The 14,864-nt window shown below is 70.3% G+C and carries 13 protein-coding genes; 6 read left to right on the top strand and 7 right to left on the bottom strand.

Annotated elements, in window-relative coordinates:
- Nucleotides 1-61 precede the first annotated feature (61 nt).
- The 5 genes from ABD714_RS16045 to ABD714_RS16025 form a co-directional block, all read right to left on the bottom strand.
- On the bottom strand, nucleotides 62-1,327 hold the full coding sequence (locus tag ABD714_RS16045; RefSeq protein ID WP_344813397.1) for a hypothetical protein: 1,266 nt from the start codon (nucleotides 1,325-1,327) through the stop codon (nucleotides 62-64).
- A gap of 201 nt (nucleotides 1,328-1,528) precedes the next feature.
- The gene (locus ABD714_RS16040; RefSeq protein WP_344813396.1) at nucleotides 1,529-2,893 is read right to left on the bottom strand and encodes a DinB family protein; all 1,365 of its coding nucleotides are present in this window, start codon (nucleotides 2,891-2,893) and stop codon (nucleotides 1,529-1,531) included.
- Nucleotides 2,890-3,306 carry a hypothetical protein gene (locus tag ABD714_RS16035; RefSeq protein ID WP_344813395.1) on the bottom strand — a complete coding sequence of 139 codons (417 nt, stop codon included), beginning with the start codon at nucleotides 3,304-3,306 and terminating at the stop codon, nucleotides 2,890-2,892. Before ABD714_RS16035 ends, ABD714_RS16040 begins: the two co-directional genes overlap by 4 nt.
- Before the next feature lie 27 nt (nucleotides 3,307-3,333).
- Nucleotides 3,334-5,067, bottom strand: a complete 1,734-nt coding sequence (locus ABD714_RS16030) for a glycoside hydrolase family 36 protein (RefSeq protein ID WP_344813394.1) — start codon at nucleotides 5,065-5,067, stop codon at nucleotides 3,334-3,336.
- A gap of 69 nt (nucleotides 5,068-5,136) precedes the next feature.
- Entirely contained in the window at nucleotides 5,137-5,739 is a 603-nt protein-coding gene (locus ABD714_RS16025) for a hypothetical protein (protein WP_344813393.1), read from the bottom strand.
- 137 nt (nucleotides 5,740-5,876) lie between these two features.
- Here ABD714_RS16025 and ABD714_RS16020 point away from each other — a divergent pair, with 137 nt between their 5' ends.
- From ABD714_RS16020 to ABD714_RS15995, 6 genes are all read left to right on the top strand, one after another.
- Complete coding sequence (locus ABD714_RS16020) at nucleotides 5,877-6,236, top strand: UBP-type zinc finger domain-containing protein (protein ID WP_344813392.1); 360 nt, start codon at nucleotides 5,877-5,879, stop codon at nucleotides 6,234-6,236.
- A gap of 439 nt (nucleotides 6,237-6,675) precedes the next feature.
- Entirely contained in the window at nucleotides 6,676-7,668 is a 993-nt protein-coding gene (locus ABD714_RS16015) for an ABC transporter substrate-binding protein (RefSeq protein WP_344813391.1), read from the top strand.
- Nucleotides 7,669-7,758: 90 nt separating this feature from the next.
- Nucleotides 7,759-9,294 carry a sugar ABC transporter ATP-binding protein gene (locus ABD714_RS16010; protein WP_344813390.1) on the top strand — a complete coding sequence of 512 codons (1,536 nt, stop codon included), beginning with the start codon at nucleotides 7,759-7,761 and terminating at the stop codon, nucleotides 9,292-9,294.
- Nucleotides 9,291-10,322: an ABC transporter permease gene (locus tag ABD714_RS16005; RefSeq protein ID WP_344813389.1), complete on the top strand. Its 1,032-nt coding sequence runs from the start codon at nucleotides 9,291-9,293 to the stop codon at nucleotides 10,320-10,322. Before ABD714_RS16010 ends, ABD714_RS16005 begins: the two co-directional genes overlap by 4 nt.
- Complete coding sequence (gene yjfF / locus ABD714_RS16000; protein WP_344813387.1) at nucleotides 10,322-11,344, top strand: galactofuranose ABC transporter, permease protein YjfF; 1,023 nt, start codon at nucleotides 10,322-10,324, stop codon at nucleotides 11,342-11,344. Before ABD714_RS16005 ends, yjfF begins: the two co-directional genes overlap by 1 nt.
- A 33-nt stretch (nucleotides 11,345-11,377) precedes the next feature.
- Nucleotides 11,378-12,454 carry a LacI family DNA-binding transcriptional regulator gene (locus ABD714_RS15995; RefSeq protein ID WP_344813386.1) on the top strand — a complete coding sequence of 359 codons (1,077 nt, stop codon included), beginning with the start codon at nucleotides 11,378-11,380 and terminating at the stop codon, nucleotides 12,452-12,454.
- Between the two features lie 67 nt (nucleotides 12,455-12,521).
- On the opposite strand, the gene ABD714_RS15990 is transcribed toward ABD714_RS15995, so the two are convergent.
- Together ABD714_RS15990 and ABD714_RS15985 are read right to left on the bottom strand one after the other, a co-directional pair.
- Nucleotides 12,522-13,043: a helix-turn-helix domain-containing protein gene (locus ABD714_RS15990; protein WP_344813385.1), complete on the bottom strand. Its 522-nt coding sequence runs from the start codon at nucleotides 13,041-13,043 to the stop codon at nucleotides 12,522-12,524.
- A 113-nt stretch (nucleotides 13,044-13,156) separates the two neighbouring features.
- Nucleotides 13,157-14,827, bottom strand: a complete 1,671-nt coding sequence (locus ABD714_RS15985; RefSeq protein ID WP_344813384.1) for an ABC transporter family substrate-binding protein — start codon at nucleotides 14,825-14,827, stop codon at nucleotides 13,157-13,159.
- Nucleotides 14,828-14,864 lie beyond the last annotated feature (37 nt).

Here is a 14,864-nt window from a genome sequence, read left to right as displayed (position 1 = left end):
CCGGTGCGGGTTCGTCCGGGTCAGGAGCGTGCGGGGAGGCGTGAGGTCCGCGGTGCCCGGATCAGGCGACGGGCTCGATCACGACGACGTGCTGGTACTGGTAGCCGACCCGCCCGTCGGCCGGAGCGGGCGACGTGCCCGACACCTGGTTCGTGGCGATACGCACCTGGTACGGGCTTTCGGGCGTGCCGGTCGACGTCGCGCAGAGCGCGGTGTTCTTGCCGTGGTTGGCTTCCCAGAAGCCCTGGTAGTCCTCACCGGCACCGATCTCGGCCGCCAGGGAGTTGTCGCTGTGGTTGGGGATGTCGATCATCACGTCGGCTCCGGGGAACGTCGGTGTCGGGGCGATCCGGAGCACGTAGGCGACGCGGGCCAGCTTGTCGGTGTTGGCGAACATCCACCCGGCGTAGCTGACGGCCCGGTCGCCGATGATCCACGGTGGTGTCCAGACCGGCCCGATCGGCGCCAGCGTGACGAACTCGGTGCCGGTCGGACCCGCGTACCGGTCGTCTGCGTCCAACCAGGCGAGACTGACGTCGAGCGCCTCGCCGGTGGTGTTGTAGACCCGGACGTAGCCGGTCATCTGCTTGGCGAGCAGCTCCAGGGACAGCAGGGCGAGCACGGCGACGACCTGCAGGCCCATGCCGATGGCTTCGCCCGTGGTCATCCAGACGTCGGTCTCCACCGTGGCGCCGCCGGGTCCGAGGAACGTCGTCCGCCCGGACGCCGCGGTGGCCGCGTCGTCGGCGGCGTTCGCCGCGGCGGCGGCCGCCACCCCGAGGTCGGCGGTGCCGCCGGCCTCCCAGGCCAGCTCGAACATGTCGGCGACGAAACCGACCGCCTTGTCGACCAGCACCTTGATCAGGTCCCGCGTGCCCTCCGCGGTCGCGAAGGCCTGGATCGGATCACCTTGGTAGGTGAGGGTCGAGCTCATCAGCTGGGTGATCTGGGGAGCGTCGCCGTCCGCACCGGTCAGCAGGACCAGGTACATGAACCCGATGGTCGCCGGCGCGCCCGTCACCCCGTCAGCGAGGGCGGTCGTGGCGTCGTCGCCCGGGGTGATCCCCAGGGTGAGGAAGGTGTCGCCGACCACGACGTAGCGGGTCGGGTAGCCGTTGCTCTTGTCGACGCCGGACAACCAGTTCGTGCCGTCTCCTGCAGCCGCTCGGCGCATGCCGGAGAGCGCAGCGAGATCCCGGGCGAACAGGTCGTGAACCGGCGGTCCACCGGTCTCGCTGACCTTCGAGATCTCCGCCAGGACGGTCGTCCCCGGTCCGACCGCCGACGCCCAGGAGAAGTCGGCGAAACTGAAAGAATGGGTGCCCACAGGCATATCGCGCCCTGCCACTTGATCTTGCTTCGGCCCCCGAGCCAATTGGAGTATGACCTAGACACCGGACTCTCCACAAGGCTCCCGAGGAACCTTTCACACGCTCCTCCGCGTCGCCGGAAAGCGTACGTCGTAAGGCGATCCGCGGGCGGCGGCCAGCCGGTCCCGGCGCCGGTGGCGATCGCCTCCGGCGTGTGGTCAGGCACCGTCGATGAGGTCGAGATCCCGGACGGCGTAGCGGTGGTGCTCCCACTCCTCCTGCAAGATCACGTGCAGACAGGACAGGGTGGTCTCGGGGAGCTCGGGAGCCCACGGGTTCGTCCGTGACGCCGCCAGCTCGTCGGTGGTGACCGTAGCGAGGAAGCCGCGCACGAGGTCCTGGTGCTGCGCCCGGACCTCGAGCACCTCGGCGTACGTCGGCGGCCCGCTGGTGAAGATCGACATGTCCACGCCGTCGTCCGCCGCCTCCGGCCCGGCCAGGCCCAGGGGGTGGAACGGCTGCTCCACCCCCTGGACCGCCTTCCGGAGCCACGCGTCGGTGGCCAGGACCAGGTGCCGGAGCGTCTCGGCGAAGGACCACTCGCCGGCGACCGAGATGTCGACGGTGCCGTCCGGCATCCCCGCGACCCGGTCGAGGGTGGCCGACCAGGTCCGTTCCAGCTGGGCCCAGGCTCCGCGCAGACCGGCGGGATCGCCGGCCCGGCGCTCGCCCCGCCCGGGGAACCGACGGTTCAGCTCGGCGTCGACGTGAGCCGTGACGTCGACGCCGTTGACCAGCAGGGCGCTCGGGCCGTCCAGGAGCCAGGGGGAGTCCAGATCGGCGTCGGCCAGATCGACGCCCCTCATCACCACGCCGGTCAGGTCGGCGCCGACGAACCGGGCGCGGCGGAGGTTCGTGTCGCGGAACTCGGCGCGCGCCAGGTCGTCGGACCGGGTGAACCTGGTCAGCGCTGCTTCTCGCGTTCGGTCCTCCCGTGCCACTGTTCGTGTCCGGTCACCGACGGTGCCCGGCGGGTCCCCGTCGCGCAGGGCACCGACGACCGCTGCGTAGGTCTCCTCGACGGCGCCGGGACGACTCGTCACGACAGTGGCCGCGGGTCGGGACGGCAACGACTCCAGCAACGCGTCGTAGAGGGACGCCAGGAACGTCCGCCCGCCGTAGAGCTCCACCAGCGCACGGTTGTGGGTGCCCCACTCGCTGTCGTCGGCCCGATCCTCGAACCGGTCGAGCGACGCCGTCCGCTGGTCCAGCAGCACGATCTCGTGGAACTCGGCCCGCTGGCGGCGGGCGACCTCGGCAACAGCGGCGACCTCGTCGGGCCGGGAGAGGAACTGGGGCAGGACGACGTCGCGACCGCCGGCGAGGTGCGCCGACGCCATGGCCAGGGCGACGGGCCGCAGCACGTCGTGGGTGCGGTTCTCGGGATCGCGCCAGCCACCCACCAGCCGGTGCAGACTGTCGATGTCCAGCGCGAGCGTCCCGGGGTGGCGGTCGGCGTAGAGCGCAGCGAGGGTCGACTTACCGATCCCCGGCGGGCCGTTCAGCAGGATCAGTGCCGTCACCGAGAGCCCGCGACCTCCGCGGCCACGTCGGCGATGGGCCCCTCCACGTACGCGAAGCCGGCAGCCTCCACCCGCTCCCGCCAGGCCTCGCCGTCCGCATCGGTCAAGGCCACCTCGGGCTGCCGCCAGATCGTCTGGACCCCCAGTCGGCCGCCCTCGGCGAGGATGCCGTCGATCTCGGCGAACGGACGGTAGACGTAGAGGAGGTCCGCGCGATCCGGGCGACGGCCGCGCTCACGCTCCACCACCGCACCGTCGACACGCTCGTGGGTGCTGACGTCCGCGGGCTCCGGGCCGCCGTAGACCGTCACCGTGAGGCCGGCCCGGAGCAGGGAGTCCGGGACGTCTCGGTCGGGGAAGTCCTGCACGACCACGTGCTGCGCGGCTCGCAGGACCTCAAGGGGCTCGGACATGTCGTCTCCCATCGTCGTCTTCGGACTCTACGACGCGTCGGCCTCCACCGCGAGGGTCGCGCTGCCGTAGGCGGGAACGCGCAGCTCGTGCAGCCCACGGCCGACCTCGCCGACCGAGCCGACGCTCGCCGCCGCCGCCGAGCGCACGCGCCCGTCCCGCACCGACAGACCCGTAGCCACCCGGATGACCAGCGACTCCTCCGCGGTGGCGTTCAGGATCGTCATCCCGCCCGCCGCCACCATGTCGACGACGACGGGTGCGTACCGCGCGACGACCGACTGCGCCAGGTCGGTGCGCTCCGCGCGGACCAGGTCGTACGCCCGTTCGGAGCCCTGCACCGTCAGCGTGCCGTCCAGGACGACGGGCGCGTGTGCCTGCCACAGCGCCAGCAGACCGGCCAGGGCGGACGACTGCTCGGTGCCCAGATCGGCCAGCCGCATGGAGATCTGCGGCACCGCGAACCAGCACGCGTACAGCTGCTGGGCCACGGCCTCGGCTCCGCCGGTCGGACCCCACATCAGCATGTCCCCGTGGACGACCTGCCCGACGGAGAGCAGACGGGCATCGATGGTCGAGCGCCGGTTGACCACAGCATCGGCGGGGCAGTCGCTGGCGCGCAGGATCTGCCCGTACGCCCCGATCGCCGGGTTCACGTACGGCTGCCGGAACTCGACGGCGGCGTCGGCGTGCCCGGCCTCGGCGAGCCGCTGCCGGATCAGGGCGAGCGTGGTCCGCATCGCCTCGCCGACGTCGTCGTGATCACCGCCGGACGGCGTGCCCCGGTAGACCATCGCCTGCTCGAGGAAGTCGATCTTGAGACCGTCGAGGCCGTAGTCGACCACCAACCGGGTGCAGGTGCCGGCGAGGTGCTCACGCACCTCGGGATGGCGGGGGTCGAGGACGTGGCAGCCGAGGTGGTCCACCGTCGTGGGCGCGTACGGAGCCAGGGCGGCGAACGCGTCGGCGTCCGGACCGAGCAGCAGGGGAGCGATCCACAGGACCACTCCCGCCCCCTGGGCACGGAGATCGGCCGAGAACGCGGCCAGGTCACCGAACTTGGCCGGATCCGGCACCCAGTCCCCGCACCCGGCGTAGCCGCGACCGACGGCCAGTCGCTGCCAGCCGTCGTCGACGAAGACCGATCCGCAGCCGAGACCCACGGCGAGGGCGGTCTCGGCGGCCACCCGTTCCTGGTCGAGGTCCTGGGTGAACGTGTACCAGGTGGAGTAGACCGGGCGGCGGGCCACCTCCGGGACGGGCAACGGGGTGGCGTCCAGCCGCCCGGACAGCCAGCCGGCGATCCGGGAGACCGTCTCCGCCAGGGGCGTCGGGGCCGCGCTCGTGACCAGGCGCAGCCGGCGGTCGGACGCGGCCGGACGTCCGCGCAGCTGCAGCGCGAAGTTCTTGTGCTCCTCGGAGATCCCGTACCGGACCTCGAGCTCGTCGACCAGCTCGTCGAGCCCCCAGGCGAACAGGCTGGTCCCGGCTGCGTCGTGCAAGCAGCCGACCGGAGCCCAGCTGACCAGGCTGGTCGCCGTCCTCCCGGCCCAGTCCGCGGCCAGCGTGCGTTCGGCCCCGGCACCGGGGTGCCAGTAGCCGACGGCGGCGGCCAGGGGCACCTCCAGACGGAGATCGAGCGCGACGCCGGCCGGGAGCTCGAGCTCCAGCTCGTTCCAGTCCGGGTCGCCGGCCACGACGGTGGTCCGGACACCCTCCGCCGTGATCAACCGTTCCCAGCCGAGGGTCTGCGCAAGATCCATGAGAGCAGTCAACCGGGTGGAGAGGCGCGCGCCAACCCGACGGCGGCTGCCCGCTCAGGGGAACCCGGGTCAGTCGTGGAAACCGCAGGAACCGCCCACCATGGGCAGGTTGCAGCCGGGCACCGGGCAGCGAGGGACGGCCGCGTCGACCGCGTTGCGACGGTCCTCCTCCCTTTGCTTGGTCGGAGTCCGGCGGGTCGTCTCCGACGCCCGCGGCGCAGCCTTGCGGGCAGCGCCGGCCCCCGTGGTCCCGGCGGCTGAGCTCCGCCGCCGGTTGGCGGCCGCGCGCGGCGCCGGCTGGGGGGCGTGTCGGCGCAGGGCCGTCACCACCAGGGCGGTCATGGCGTTGATGCGTGACGGGTCGAGCCGTCCGTACCGGCAGTGCACGAGCCAGGTGGTGTCGTTCTCCTTGTCCAGACCGAGCGCGGAGTCCGCCCGCTGCGCCCGCTCCGCCTCGGCCGGGGTCAGCGCCGCCGAGAGGCGTGACGGCGAGAGGTAGACCGCGACCGGCTGTCCCCGGACGGCGACGGCGACCTGGTCGCCCACGACCGCCTCGATCAGGGTCGCCCCCTCGCGGGTCACCTGCGCCATGGCCCGCAGCACGGCCTCCCGGACGTCACTCGGCACACGCCAGTCCTGCAGTCGGCCCTCGAGATCGCTCTCTGGCGGCACGGAAACCCCTCCGATCATCGGCACGTCGGGGTGCCGCGGCTGGATCGGCACACCATCGCTCAGTCTCCACCACGGCCCCGCACGGACGGCAGGCCGGCCGGTCCCGAGCCGGAGGCGACGGGCGTAGGGTCGGCTGCATGGCCGATCAGAACGCCTCCGCTGACCTCGATCCCACCGTCGCGCCCAGCGGGGACGGCTGCGTGGAGTGCCTCGATCATCCGGACGGTTGGTGGGTGCACCTGCGCCGCTGCGCCGCGTGCGGGCACATCGGCTGCTGCGACTCCTCACCGAGCCAACACGCCACGGCGCACTTCCGCACCACCGGTCACCCGATCATGGCCAGCTTCGAGCCGGGCGAGAACTGGTTCTGGGACTACCGGACCGACACCGCCGTCGCGGGCCAGGAGCTGGCACCGCCCACCAGCCGGCCGCAGAGCCAGGGCTCGCCGGCTCCGGCGGACCGGGTGCCGGAGAACTGGATGGACCTGATCAACTGATCCGGCCGGGCGGCGCACCGTCCGACCGAGAACTCGTGACATCTGTGCGGTTCAGTGTGTCCACGCACCCCGACCCGCCGATCGGACTGCCGAGTCGCGGGCTGGTCACGCCGCCGCCGGGTGCCGGGAGCGCTGCCCTTCGTCGTCGCCCGATCGCGGCGACGGGACCCTTGACGTACCTGTCGGCGACGCCATCGATGTGAGCGCTCATAACCCCGCGTCCTGAGCGGCTGCCCGGCAGTGGCTTCCGCCCGGGGTCTCGCTGCCCCCGATACGGTCCGGGCTGTGCCTAAGTGAGCGCTCACAACGTTATCGAATCGTGACGAGATCAGGATGCGAGGGGAGAAATGTGAGCCCTAACATTCTGGCCATGCCCAGAGGGCAGCGAGGGTGGCCGCAGCCGCGACACCAGCGCATCGACTTCAACGAGGAGGTAGCGATGGGACTCACGCGACGTGGATTCCTGGGAGCGACGGTGTCGGCGGCCGCGCTGATGGGCCTGTCGGCCTGTGGCGGCGTCGACAGCGCCCCCGGCGGCTCGGGAGGCGGGGGCGACGCGAAGATCGTGCTCGGCTTCGCGCAGGTCGGCGCGGAGAGCGGCTGGCGGACCGCCAACACCAAGTCCGTGCAGGACGCGGCGAAGGACGCCGGCATCGACCTGAAGTTCTCCGACGCGCAGCAGAAGCAGGAGAACCAGATCAAGGCGATCCGGTCCTACATCCAGCAGAAGGTCGATGTGATCGCCTTCTCGCCCGTGGTCGAGTCGGGTTGGGACACCGTGCTCAAGGAGGCCAAGACGGCGAACATCCCCGTGGTGCTGACCGACCGCGCGGTCGACTCCGCCGACGACTCGCTCTACGTCACCTTCCTGGGCAGCGACTTCGTCGCCGAGGGCAAGAAGGCGGGTGACTGGGTGGTGAAGGAGTTCGCCGACGCCTCGACGGTCAAGATCGCACAGCTGGAGGGCACCACCGGTTCGGCTCCGGCCATCGACCGGGCCGAGGGCTTCGCCGACGTCATCAAGGCGGATCCGAAGTTCACCATCGTGGCCTCGCAGACCGGCGACTTCACCCGGGCCGGCGGCAAGCAGGTGACCGAGGCGCTGCTGAAGTCCAACCCGGACATCAACCTGATCTACGCCCACAACGACGACATGGGACTCGGCGCCATCGAGGCCATCGAGGCGGCCGGCAAGGTGCCCGGCCAGGACATCAAGCTGGTCACCGTGGATGCGGTGAAGGACGGCATGACCGCCCTGTCCGAGGGCAAGATCAACTTCATCGTCGAGTGCTCGCCGCTGCTCGGCCCGCAGCTGATGGACGTGGTCAAGAAGGTCAAGGCGGGGGAGTCGGTGGAGAAGCGCATCCTCACCGAGGAGACCACCTTCACTCCGGAGCAGGCGAAGGAAGCGCTGCCCAGTCGGCAGTACTGACACCTGTCCCAGCTGCCCGTACGATCACGTTCCGGCGCTCCGGCGGTCACACCGCCGGAGCGTCGACCGGCTCCGGAGAGGACCGAACCGATGGACGATGTGTCTCCCGTCGTCGAGATGACGGGGATCTCGATCGCGTTCCCACCCGTGCAGGCCCTCGAGGGCGTCGACTTCCGGCTCTACCCGGGCGAGGTGTGCTCGCTGATGGGCGAGAACGGGGCCGGGAAGTCCACCCTGATCAAGGCCCTCACCGGCGTCTACCCGATCGACGCCGGCCGGATCATGGTGGCGGGTCGCGAGGTCGCGTTCACCGGTCCGGGCCAGGCCCAGGAGGCGGGCATCAGCACCGTCTACCAGGAGGTCAACCTGCTGCCGAACCTGACGGTGGCGGAGAACATCATGCTCGGCCGCGAGCCGCGCGGCTGGGCCGGGATCGACGCCCGCGCGATGCGCCGGCACGCCCGCGACCTGCTCCGCGGGCTCAACCTCGACATCGACCCCGGCTCGCTGCTGGGCTCGCACTCGCTGGCCGTCCAGCAGCTGGTCTCGATCGCCCGGGCGATCGACATCCAGGCCAAGGTCCTGGTGCTGGACGAGCCGACGTCCAGCCTCGACGCCGACGAGGTCGAGGAGCTGTTCCGGGTGATCCGCACGCTCAAGGAGTCCGGCGTCGCGATCTTGTTCGTCTCCCACTTCCTCGATCAGGTCTACGAGATCAGCGATCGCCTCACCGTGCTGCGCAACGGCCGCCTGGTGGGGGACTACCGCACCGACGAGCTGCTCCGGATCGAGCTGGTGCACAAGATGATCGGCAAGGAGATGGCGGTGCTGGAGCAGATCGAGCGCCGCACCCAGACCGCCGACACCGACGACGGGCAGAAGCCGTACGTGCAGGCGGTCGGTCTGGGGCGCAAGGGGTCGATCGAGCCGATCGACCTCACCGTCTACGAGGGCGAGGTCGTCGGCCTGGCCGGGCTGCTGGGCTCCGGCCGGACCGAGCTGGGGCGGATCCTGTCCGGCGTGGACCGGTCCGACACCGGCACGCTGACCGTGCACGGCCGCACCCGGCGGTTCCGCTCCCCGCGGTCGGCGCTGAAGCAGCGGATCGCGTACTCCTCGGAGAACCGCCGGGCCGAGGGGATCGTCGGCGACCTGACCATCCGCGACAACATCGTGCTGGCGCTGCAGTCGGACCGCGGGTGGCTGCGCCGCATCCCGCGGCGGCGGCAGGACGAGCTGGCGGCGAGCTACATCGAGGCGCTCAACATCCGGCCCGCCAACCCGGACGCGCTGGTGCGGAACCTGTCGGGTGGCAACCAGCAGAAGGTGCTGCTGGCGCGGTGGCTGGCCACCGCACCGCGCCTGCTGATCCTGGACGAGCCGACCCGGGGGATCGACATCGGCGCCAAGGCGGAGATCCAGAAGCTGGTCGCCGACCTGGCCGACAACGGCATGTCGGTGCTGTTCATCTCCGCCGAGCTCGAAGAGGTCCTTCGGCTCTCCCACCGGGTCGTGGTGCTCCGGGACCGCCGCAAGGTGGCCGATCTCGACAACGACGACCTCTCCGTCTCCGATCTCCTGGCCGTCATCGCCGACGGCGCCGCCCCCGAGGAAGTGACGGCATGATCAAGATCATCTCCCACCGGCTGTTCTGGCCCGTGGTCCTGCTGCTGGTGCTGTTCGTGGTCAACCTGGTGGCGTTCCCCGGCTTCTTCCGGATCGAGGTCAAGGACGGCCACCTCTTCGGCAGCCTGATCGACATCCTCCGCAACGGCGCGCCCACCCTGATCGTGGCGATCGGGATGACGCTGGTGATCGCGACCCGCGGAATCGACCTGTCGGTCGGCGCGGTGGGAGCGATCGCCGGGGCCCTGGCCTGCTCGATCATCCTCGACTCACCCGACCCGGGCTCGGTCACCACGGTGGTCACCGCCGTGCTGGTCTCGCTGCTGGTGGCCGTGGTCCTCGGGCTGTGGAACGGGGCGCTGGTCTCGGTGATCGGCATCCAGCCGATCGTGGCCACGCTGATCTTGATGACCGCCGGCCGCGGGGTGGCGATGCTGATCACCGAGGGACAGATCCTGACCGTCAACTCGCCGCCCTTCAAGGTGATCGGCTCGGGCTTCCTGCTCGGCATCCCGGTCGCCGTGGTCGTCGCGGCGGTGATCTTCCTGGCCGCAGCGCTGCTGACCAGGCAGACGGCGCTGGGCATGCTGATCGAGTCCACCGGCGTGAACCCCGAGGCGTCACGGCAGGCGGGGGTCCGGGCTCGCGAGCTGCTGTTCGCCGTGTACGTCTTCTGCGCGCTGTGCGCCGGGATCGCCGGGCTGATCCTGACCGCCAACCAGACGGCGGCCGATGCCAACAACACCGGTCTGTTCATCGAGCTGGACGCCATCCTTGCCGTCGTCATCGGTGGCACCTCGCTGACCGGCGGCCGCTACTCGCTGCTGGGCACCCTGGTCGGTGCCCTGGTGATCCAGACCCTCATCACCACCGTCTACACCGTCGGCATCCCGCCGATCACCACCATGGTGTTCAAGGCCGCGGTCGTGGTGGCGGTCTGCCTGCTGCAGTCGCCCGCCACCGGGGCGGCGATCCGACGATGGCGGTTGCGCCACCTCGCCCGCGCCGACCGGCAGGCGGTGGCGTGATGGCCGCCACCACGCTGGCCGCCCGGGCCGGTTCGCGCTCCCGCGACGTGCTCGACGTCGTCCGCCGACCGCTGATCAGCCCCAAGTACGGGCCGGTGCTGATCACCGCCCTGCTGCTGGTGGCCATGTTCGTCCTCGGCGGTCTGCGCTACACCGGGTTCGCCTCGGCGCAGGTGGTGCTGAACCTGCTGGTCGACAACGCGTACCTGATCGTCCTGGCGGTCGGCATGACCTTCGTCATCCTGACCGGCGGCATCGACCTGTCGGTCGGTGCGGTCGTCGCGCTGTCGACCATGATCGCCGCCGCCATGCTGGCCGGTGGCTGGTCACCGACCGTGGTGGTCCCCCTGATCTTGATCCTCACGTCGTTCCTCGGGCTGCTGGTCGGGTTGATGATCCACGTGTTCGGCGTCCAGCCCTTCATCGCGACCCTGGCAGCGATGTTCCTGGCCCGAGGGCTCTGCTACGTGATCAGCAACCGGTCGATCTCCATCGAGGACCCGTTCTTCGTGGCCATGGCGCAGACACCCGTGCCGCTGCCCGGGGACCTGACCATCTCCCCGAGCGCGATCCTGGCGCTGGTGGTGGTGCTGATCGCGTTCTTCGTGCTGCACCGGACCCGCTTCGGCCGCACCGTCTACGCCCTCGGCGGCAGCGAGTCGTCGGCCCTGCTGATGGGGCTGCCGGTGGCGCGGACCAAGGTGCTGGTCTACGTGGTCAGCGGCTTCTGCTCGGGGCTGTCGGGTCTGCTGTTCAGCTTCTACACGCTGTCGGGCTACAGCCTGACCGCTATCGGCACCGAGCTGGACGCGATCGCCGCGGTGGTCATCGGGGGGACGCTGCTGACCGGCGGTTTCGGCTTCGTCTGGGGGTCGGTGCTCGGCGTCCTGGTGCTGGGCACCATCCAGACCACCATCACCTTCGAAGGTACGCTCAGCAGCTGGTGGACCAAGATCTTCATCGGCGGTCTGCTGCTGGTGTTCATCATCCTGCAGCGGCTGCTGACCGCGAGACGACAGTAGCCGGACGGGCGGCGTGAGCAGACGAGACACCGGGTGACCAAGGATCCCAAGCCGAGGGCGGCGAACATCTTCGATGTCGCACGCCTGGCCGGGGTGTCCCACCAGACCGTGTCCCGGGTGATCAACGGTCACCTGTCCGTACGCCCGCAGACCCGGGAACGGGTCGAGGAGGCGATCAAACAGCTCCGGTACCGGCCGAGCACGGCCGCCCGCGCGCTCGTCACCCGACGGTCGCGGAACCTCGGGCTGATCATGCCCGGCTCGGCTGACTTCGGACCGTCGAGCACCGTGCTCGGTTTCACCCGCGCGGCGCGGGCGGCGCGCTACACCGTCAGCATCACCAGCGTGTTCGAGCCCGAGGAGGAGTCGGTCCGGGCGGCCACCGAGAGCCTGTTGAGCCAGCACGTGGAGGCGATCCTGGTGGTCGCCGACGACCGGCGGGTGCTGGAGGCGGCGGGTCGGATCGAGCTGGAGGTGCCGTTGGTCGCGGTGGACTCCACCCGCCGGGTGGGGGCGTCGGCGGTGTCGATCGACCAGTACGGGGCGGCCCGGATGGCCACCGAGTTCCTCGTCTCGCTCGGTCACACCCGGATCCTGCACCTGGCCGGTCCGGCCAGCTCGACCGACGGCGGGGAGCGCGAGCGCGGCTGGCGGGACGTGCTCGCCGAGCACGGACTGGCCTCCTCCCCCCCGCTGTTCGGCGACTGGACCCCTGACAGCGGCTACGGGCTGGTCGCCGGGGCGGTGGGTCGCGGGTTCACGGCCATCTTCTCGGCCAACGACCAGATGGCCCTCGGGGCCATGCACGCCCTCGCCGATGCCGGCCTGGAGGTCCCCGCCGACGTGAGCATCGTCGGGTTCGACGACATCCCGGAGGCGGCTCACTTCAGTCCGCCGCTGACCTCGGTCCACCAGGACTTCGACCAGCTCGGGGGTGACCTGATGACGACGGTGCTCGCGGTGCTGGACGACCAGCGCCTCGATCTCCCGGCCCGGGTGCCTACCCTGGTCGAGCGGGCTTCGACGGCGTACGCGCCACGGGACCGTCACGCCTCGACCAGGGACTCGGCCAAGGCGTCGATCAGGACCTGGAGCGCAGCTCCAGGCTGAGCTGATCCGCGTCCGGCCGGCTGAGCGTCCCTGGGCCGTCGTCGCCGGGCGGGACCGCGAGCGTGGGTCAGGCGGTGCTCGCGCCCAGGATGACCAGCAGCGGGACGAGGCGCTCGGCCGGCACCTCGTGGTGGCCCCTGGTGGTGGCGCGCAGCCAGCCGGCGCCGGTCAGCTGGCGCAGGTGGTGGTAGATCTGCCCGGTCGAGCCCAGCCCGGGGGTGTCGGCCAGGTCGGCGGCCGCGGTGGCCTCCCCGCGGGCGACCAGCTGCAGGATGCGCAACCGGGCCGGGTGCCCGAGAGCACTCAGGCCCGGCGCGAGAGCGGTCCAGTCCTGGTCGAGGACCTGGTCGGTGTCGTGGGTGACCTGCCAGCGGACCGGCCCGTGGTCCACCTCCAGCGACCCCGCGTACGCCACCGCCCGCGGACCGTGCCGCTCCTCCAAGCCGGCGAGGATCCAGAACGTCTCCGAGTCGGGCCCCGGGCCGGAACCGGATCCGGACGGCTGCCCGCCGAGTCGCTCCTCCAGCCGCCGTACCCGCTCGGCCAGATCCGCGTACGCGGCGGCGTCGGGCGACTCGGGCGAAGGCATTCTCCGATTTTACGTAATAGTGAGCGGCGGCGCCATGGCCGGGAGAACGACCGAGGGGCCGGTGGAGTGATCCACCGGCCCCTCGGGCTCAGCTCAGGTGCCGCAGGGGCGGACTACTTCTCGTAGCCGACGTTCTCCCACTGCACGTTGCTCAGACCGAACGCGCCGTAGTTGGCGAGCTTGGTCTTGACCGCGATGAGCTCCGGACGCTGGTAGAGCGGCAGCGTCATGACGTTCTCCCAGATCTTCTTCGCCGTCTCGTTGGCCAGGATGATCCGGGCCTGCAGATCCGTCGTCGAGTCCAGCTTCTTGGCGTTCTCGTCGATCGTCGGGTCCGACAGCTGGGAGTAGTTGCTCTCCGAGCCGGTGCCGTAGATCTGGCTGATGCCCTGGAACGGGTACGGGGTGCCGATCCAGCTGAACGCGATGATCTCGAACTCGTGGTTGGAGAGCACCGACCCGTCCTGGAACTTGGCGATCGGCACGTCGACGATGTCGACCTTGACGCCGATCTCCTTGAGCTGGTTCTGCGTCTGCAGCGCCTCGTTCTCCGACACCGAGACACCGCTCAGCTGCGAGAACTTGACCTCGAGCTTCTTGCCGTCCTTCTCGCGGATGCCGTCCGCCCCGACCGTCCAGCCCAGGGCGTCGAGGTCGGCCTTGGCGCCCTCGACGTCGTAGGTGATGCCGGTCTCGGCCGCGACGTCCTTGTAGCCCTCCTGGTTCTGCAACAGGATGTTGTTGTTCAGCGGCTGCACGGGCCAGTCGATGCCCGCCAGGTCGGAGGCGCCGATCGACTCACGATCCAGACCCTTGACGATCGCCTGCCGCACCTTCTGGTCGGTCAGCACGCCGGCCTTGGTGTTGAAGGTGAAGTGCCGGAAGTTCGGTCCGGCGGCGGCGCGGATGCTCGCGTCGGTGACACCCTGCACCCGCTTGTAGGCGTCGGGATCGGGACCGATGTCGAAGCTGTCCAGCTCGTTGTTGGCGAAGGCGGCTGCGGTGGCGTCGGGCGAGATGGCCCGGAAGGTGATCTTGTCCAGCAGCGGCTTGTCACCCCACCACTTGTCGTTGGGGACCTCGGTCAGCACCTTCTGGCTGTTGTCGAAGCTCTCGACCTTGAACGGACCGGCGAGCCAGTCGTTGTTCAGGGTCTTCCAGCCGTTGTTGAAGGTCTCGGGGTCCTTGACGCTCTCCGCCTTGACCGGGTTGACCAGGGGCTGGCTCCAGTCGGGGTAGGCCCCCTTGAAGGTGACGGTGACGTCGAACTTGTCCGCGCCGGCGGTCATGCTGGCGATCTGGTCGTAGCCCTGGGTCGCGGCGCACTCGAACTTCTTGTTCGTGCCGTCGCAGGCCTTCCAGGTGGCCGTCAGGTCGTCGATGTCGATCGGCGAGCCGTCGCCCCAGACGGCCTTCGGGTTCATCTTCAGCTTCACCGTGGTGGGGTCGGCGTTGGTCTGCTCCGCCGACTCCAGCCACACCGGGTTGGGGGTGGGGACGCCCTTGGTGTCGTAGTTGAACAGCGTCGGCATGATCGGGTTGCGGGCTTTGGTCAGGTCGCTGTTGTTGCCGTTCACGTTCATCGGGTTCCAGTTGTTGCCGAAGTCCGAGACGTCCAGCCGGATGGTGCCGCCCTGGGCGAGCTCACCGCGGTCCTTGATGTTGATGTCCTGCGAGGTGATGGGGGCGATCGACTCGGTCGAGCCGCCCTCCCCGCTGCCACCGGTGTCCCCGCCCCCGCCGCACGCGCTCAGGACGAGCAGCCCGGCGATGGCGGGCGCCACCAAGATCTTTCGTGCTTTCACATTGCCTCCAGAGAAT

Source organism: Microlunatus aurantiacus, from assembly GCF_039536605.1.
GTDB classification, from domain to species: domain Bacteria; phylum Actinomycetota; class Actinomycetes; order Propionibacteriales; family Propionibacteriaceae; genus Microlunatus; species Microlunatus aurantiacus.
The sequence above is the reverse complement of the archived record's forward strand: the minus strand, read 5'-3'. Positions and strand labels throughout refer to the sequence as shown.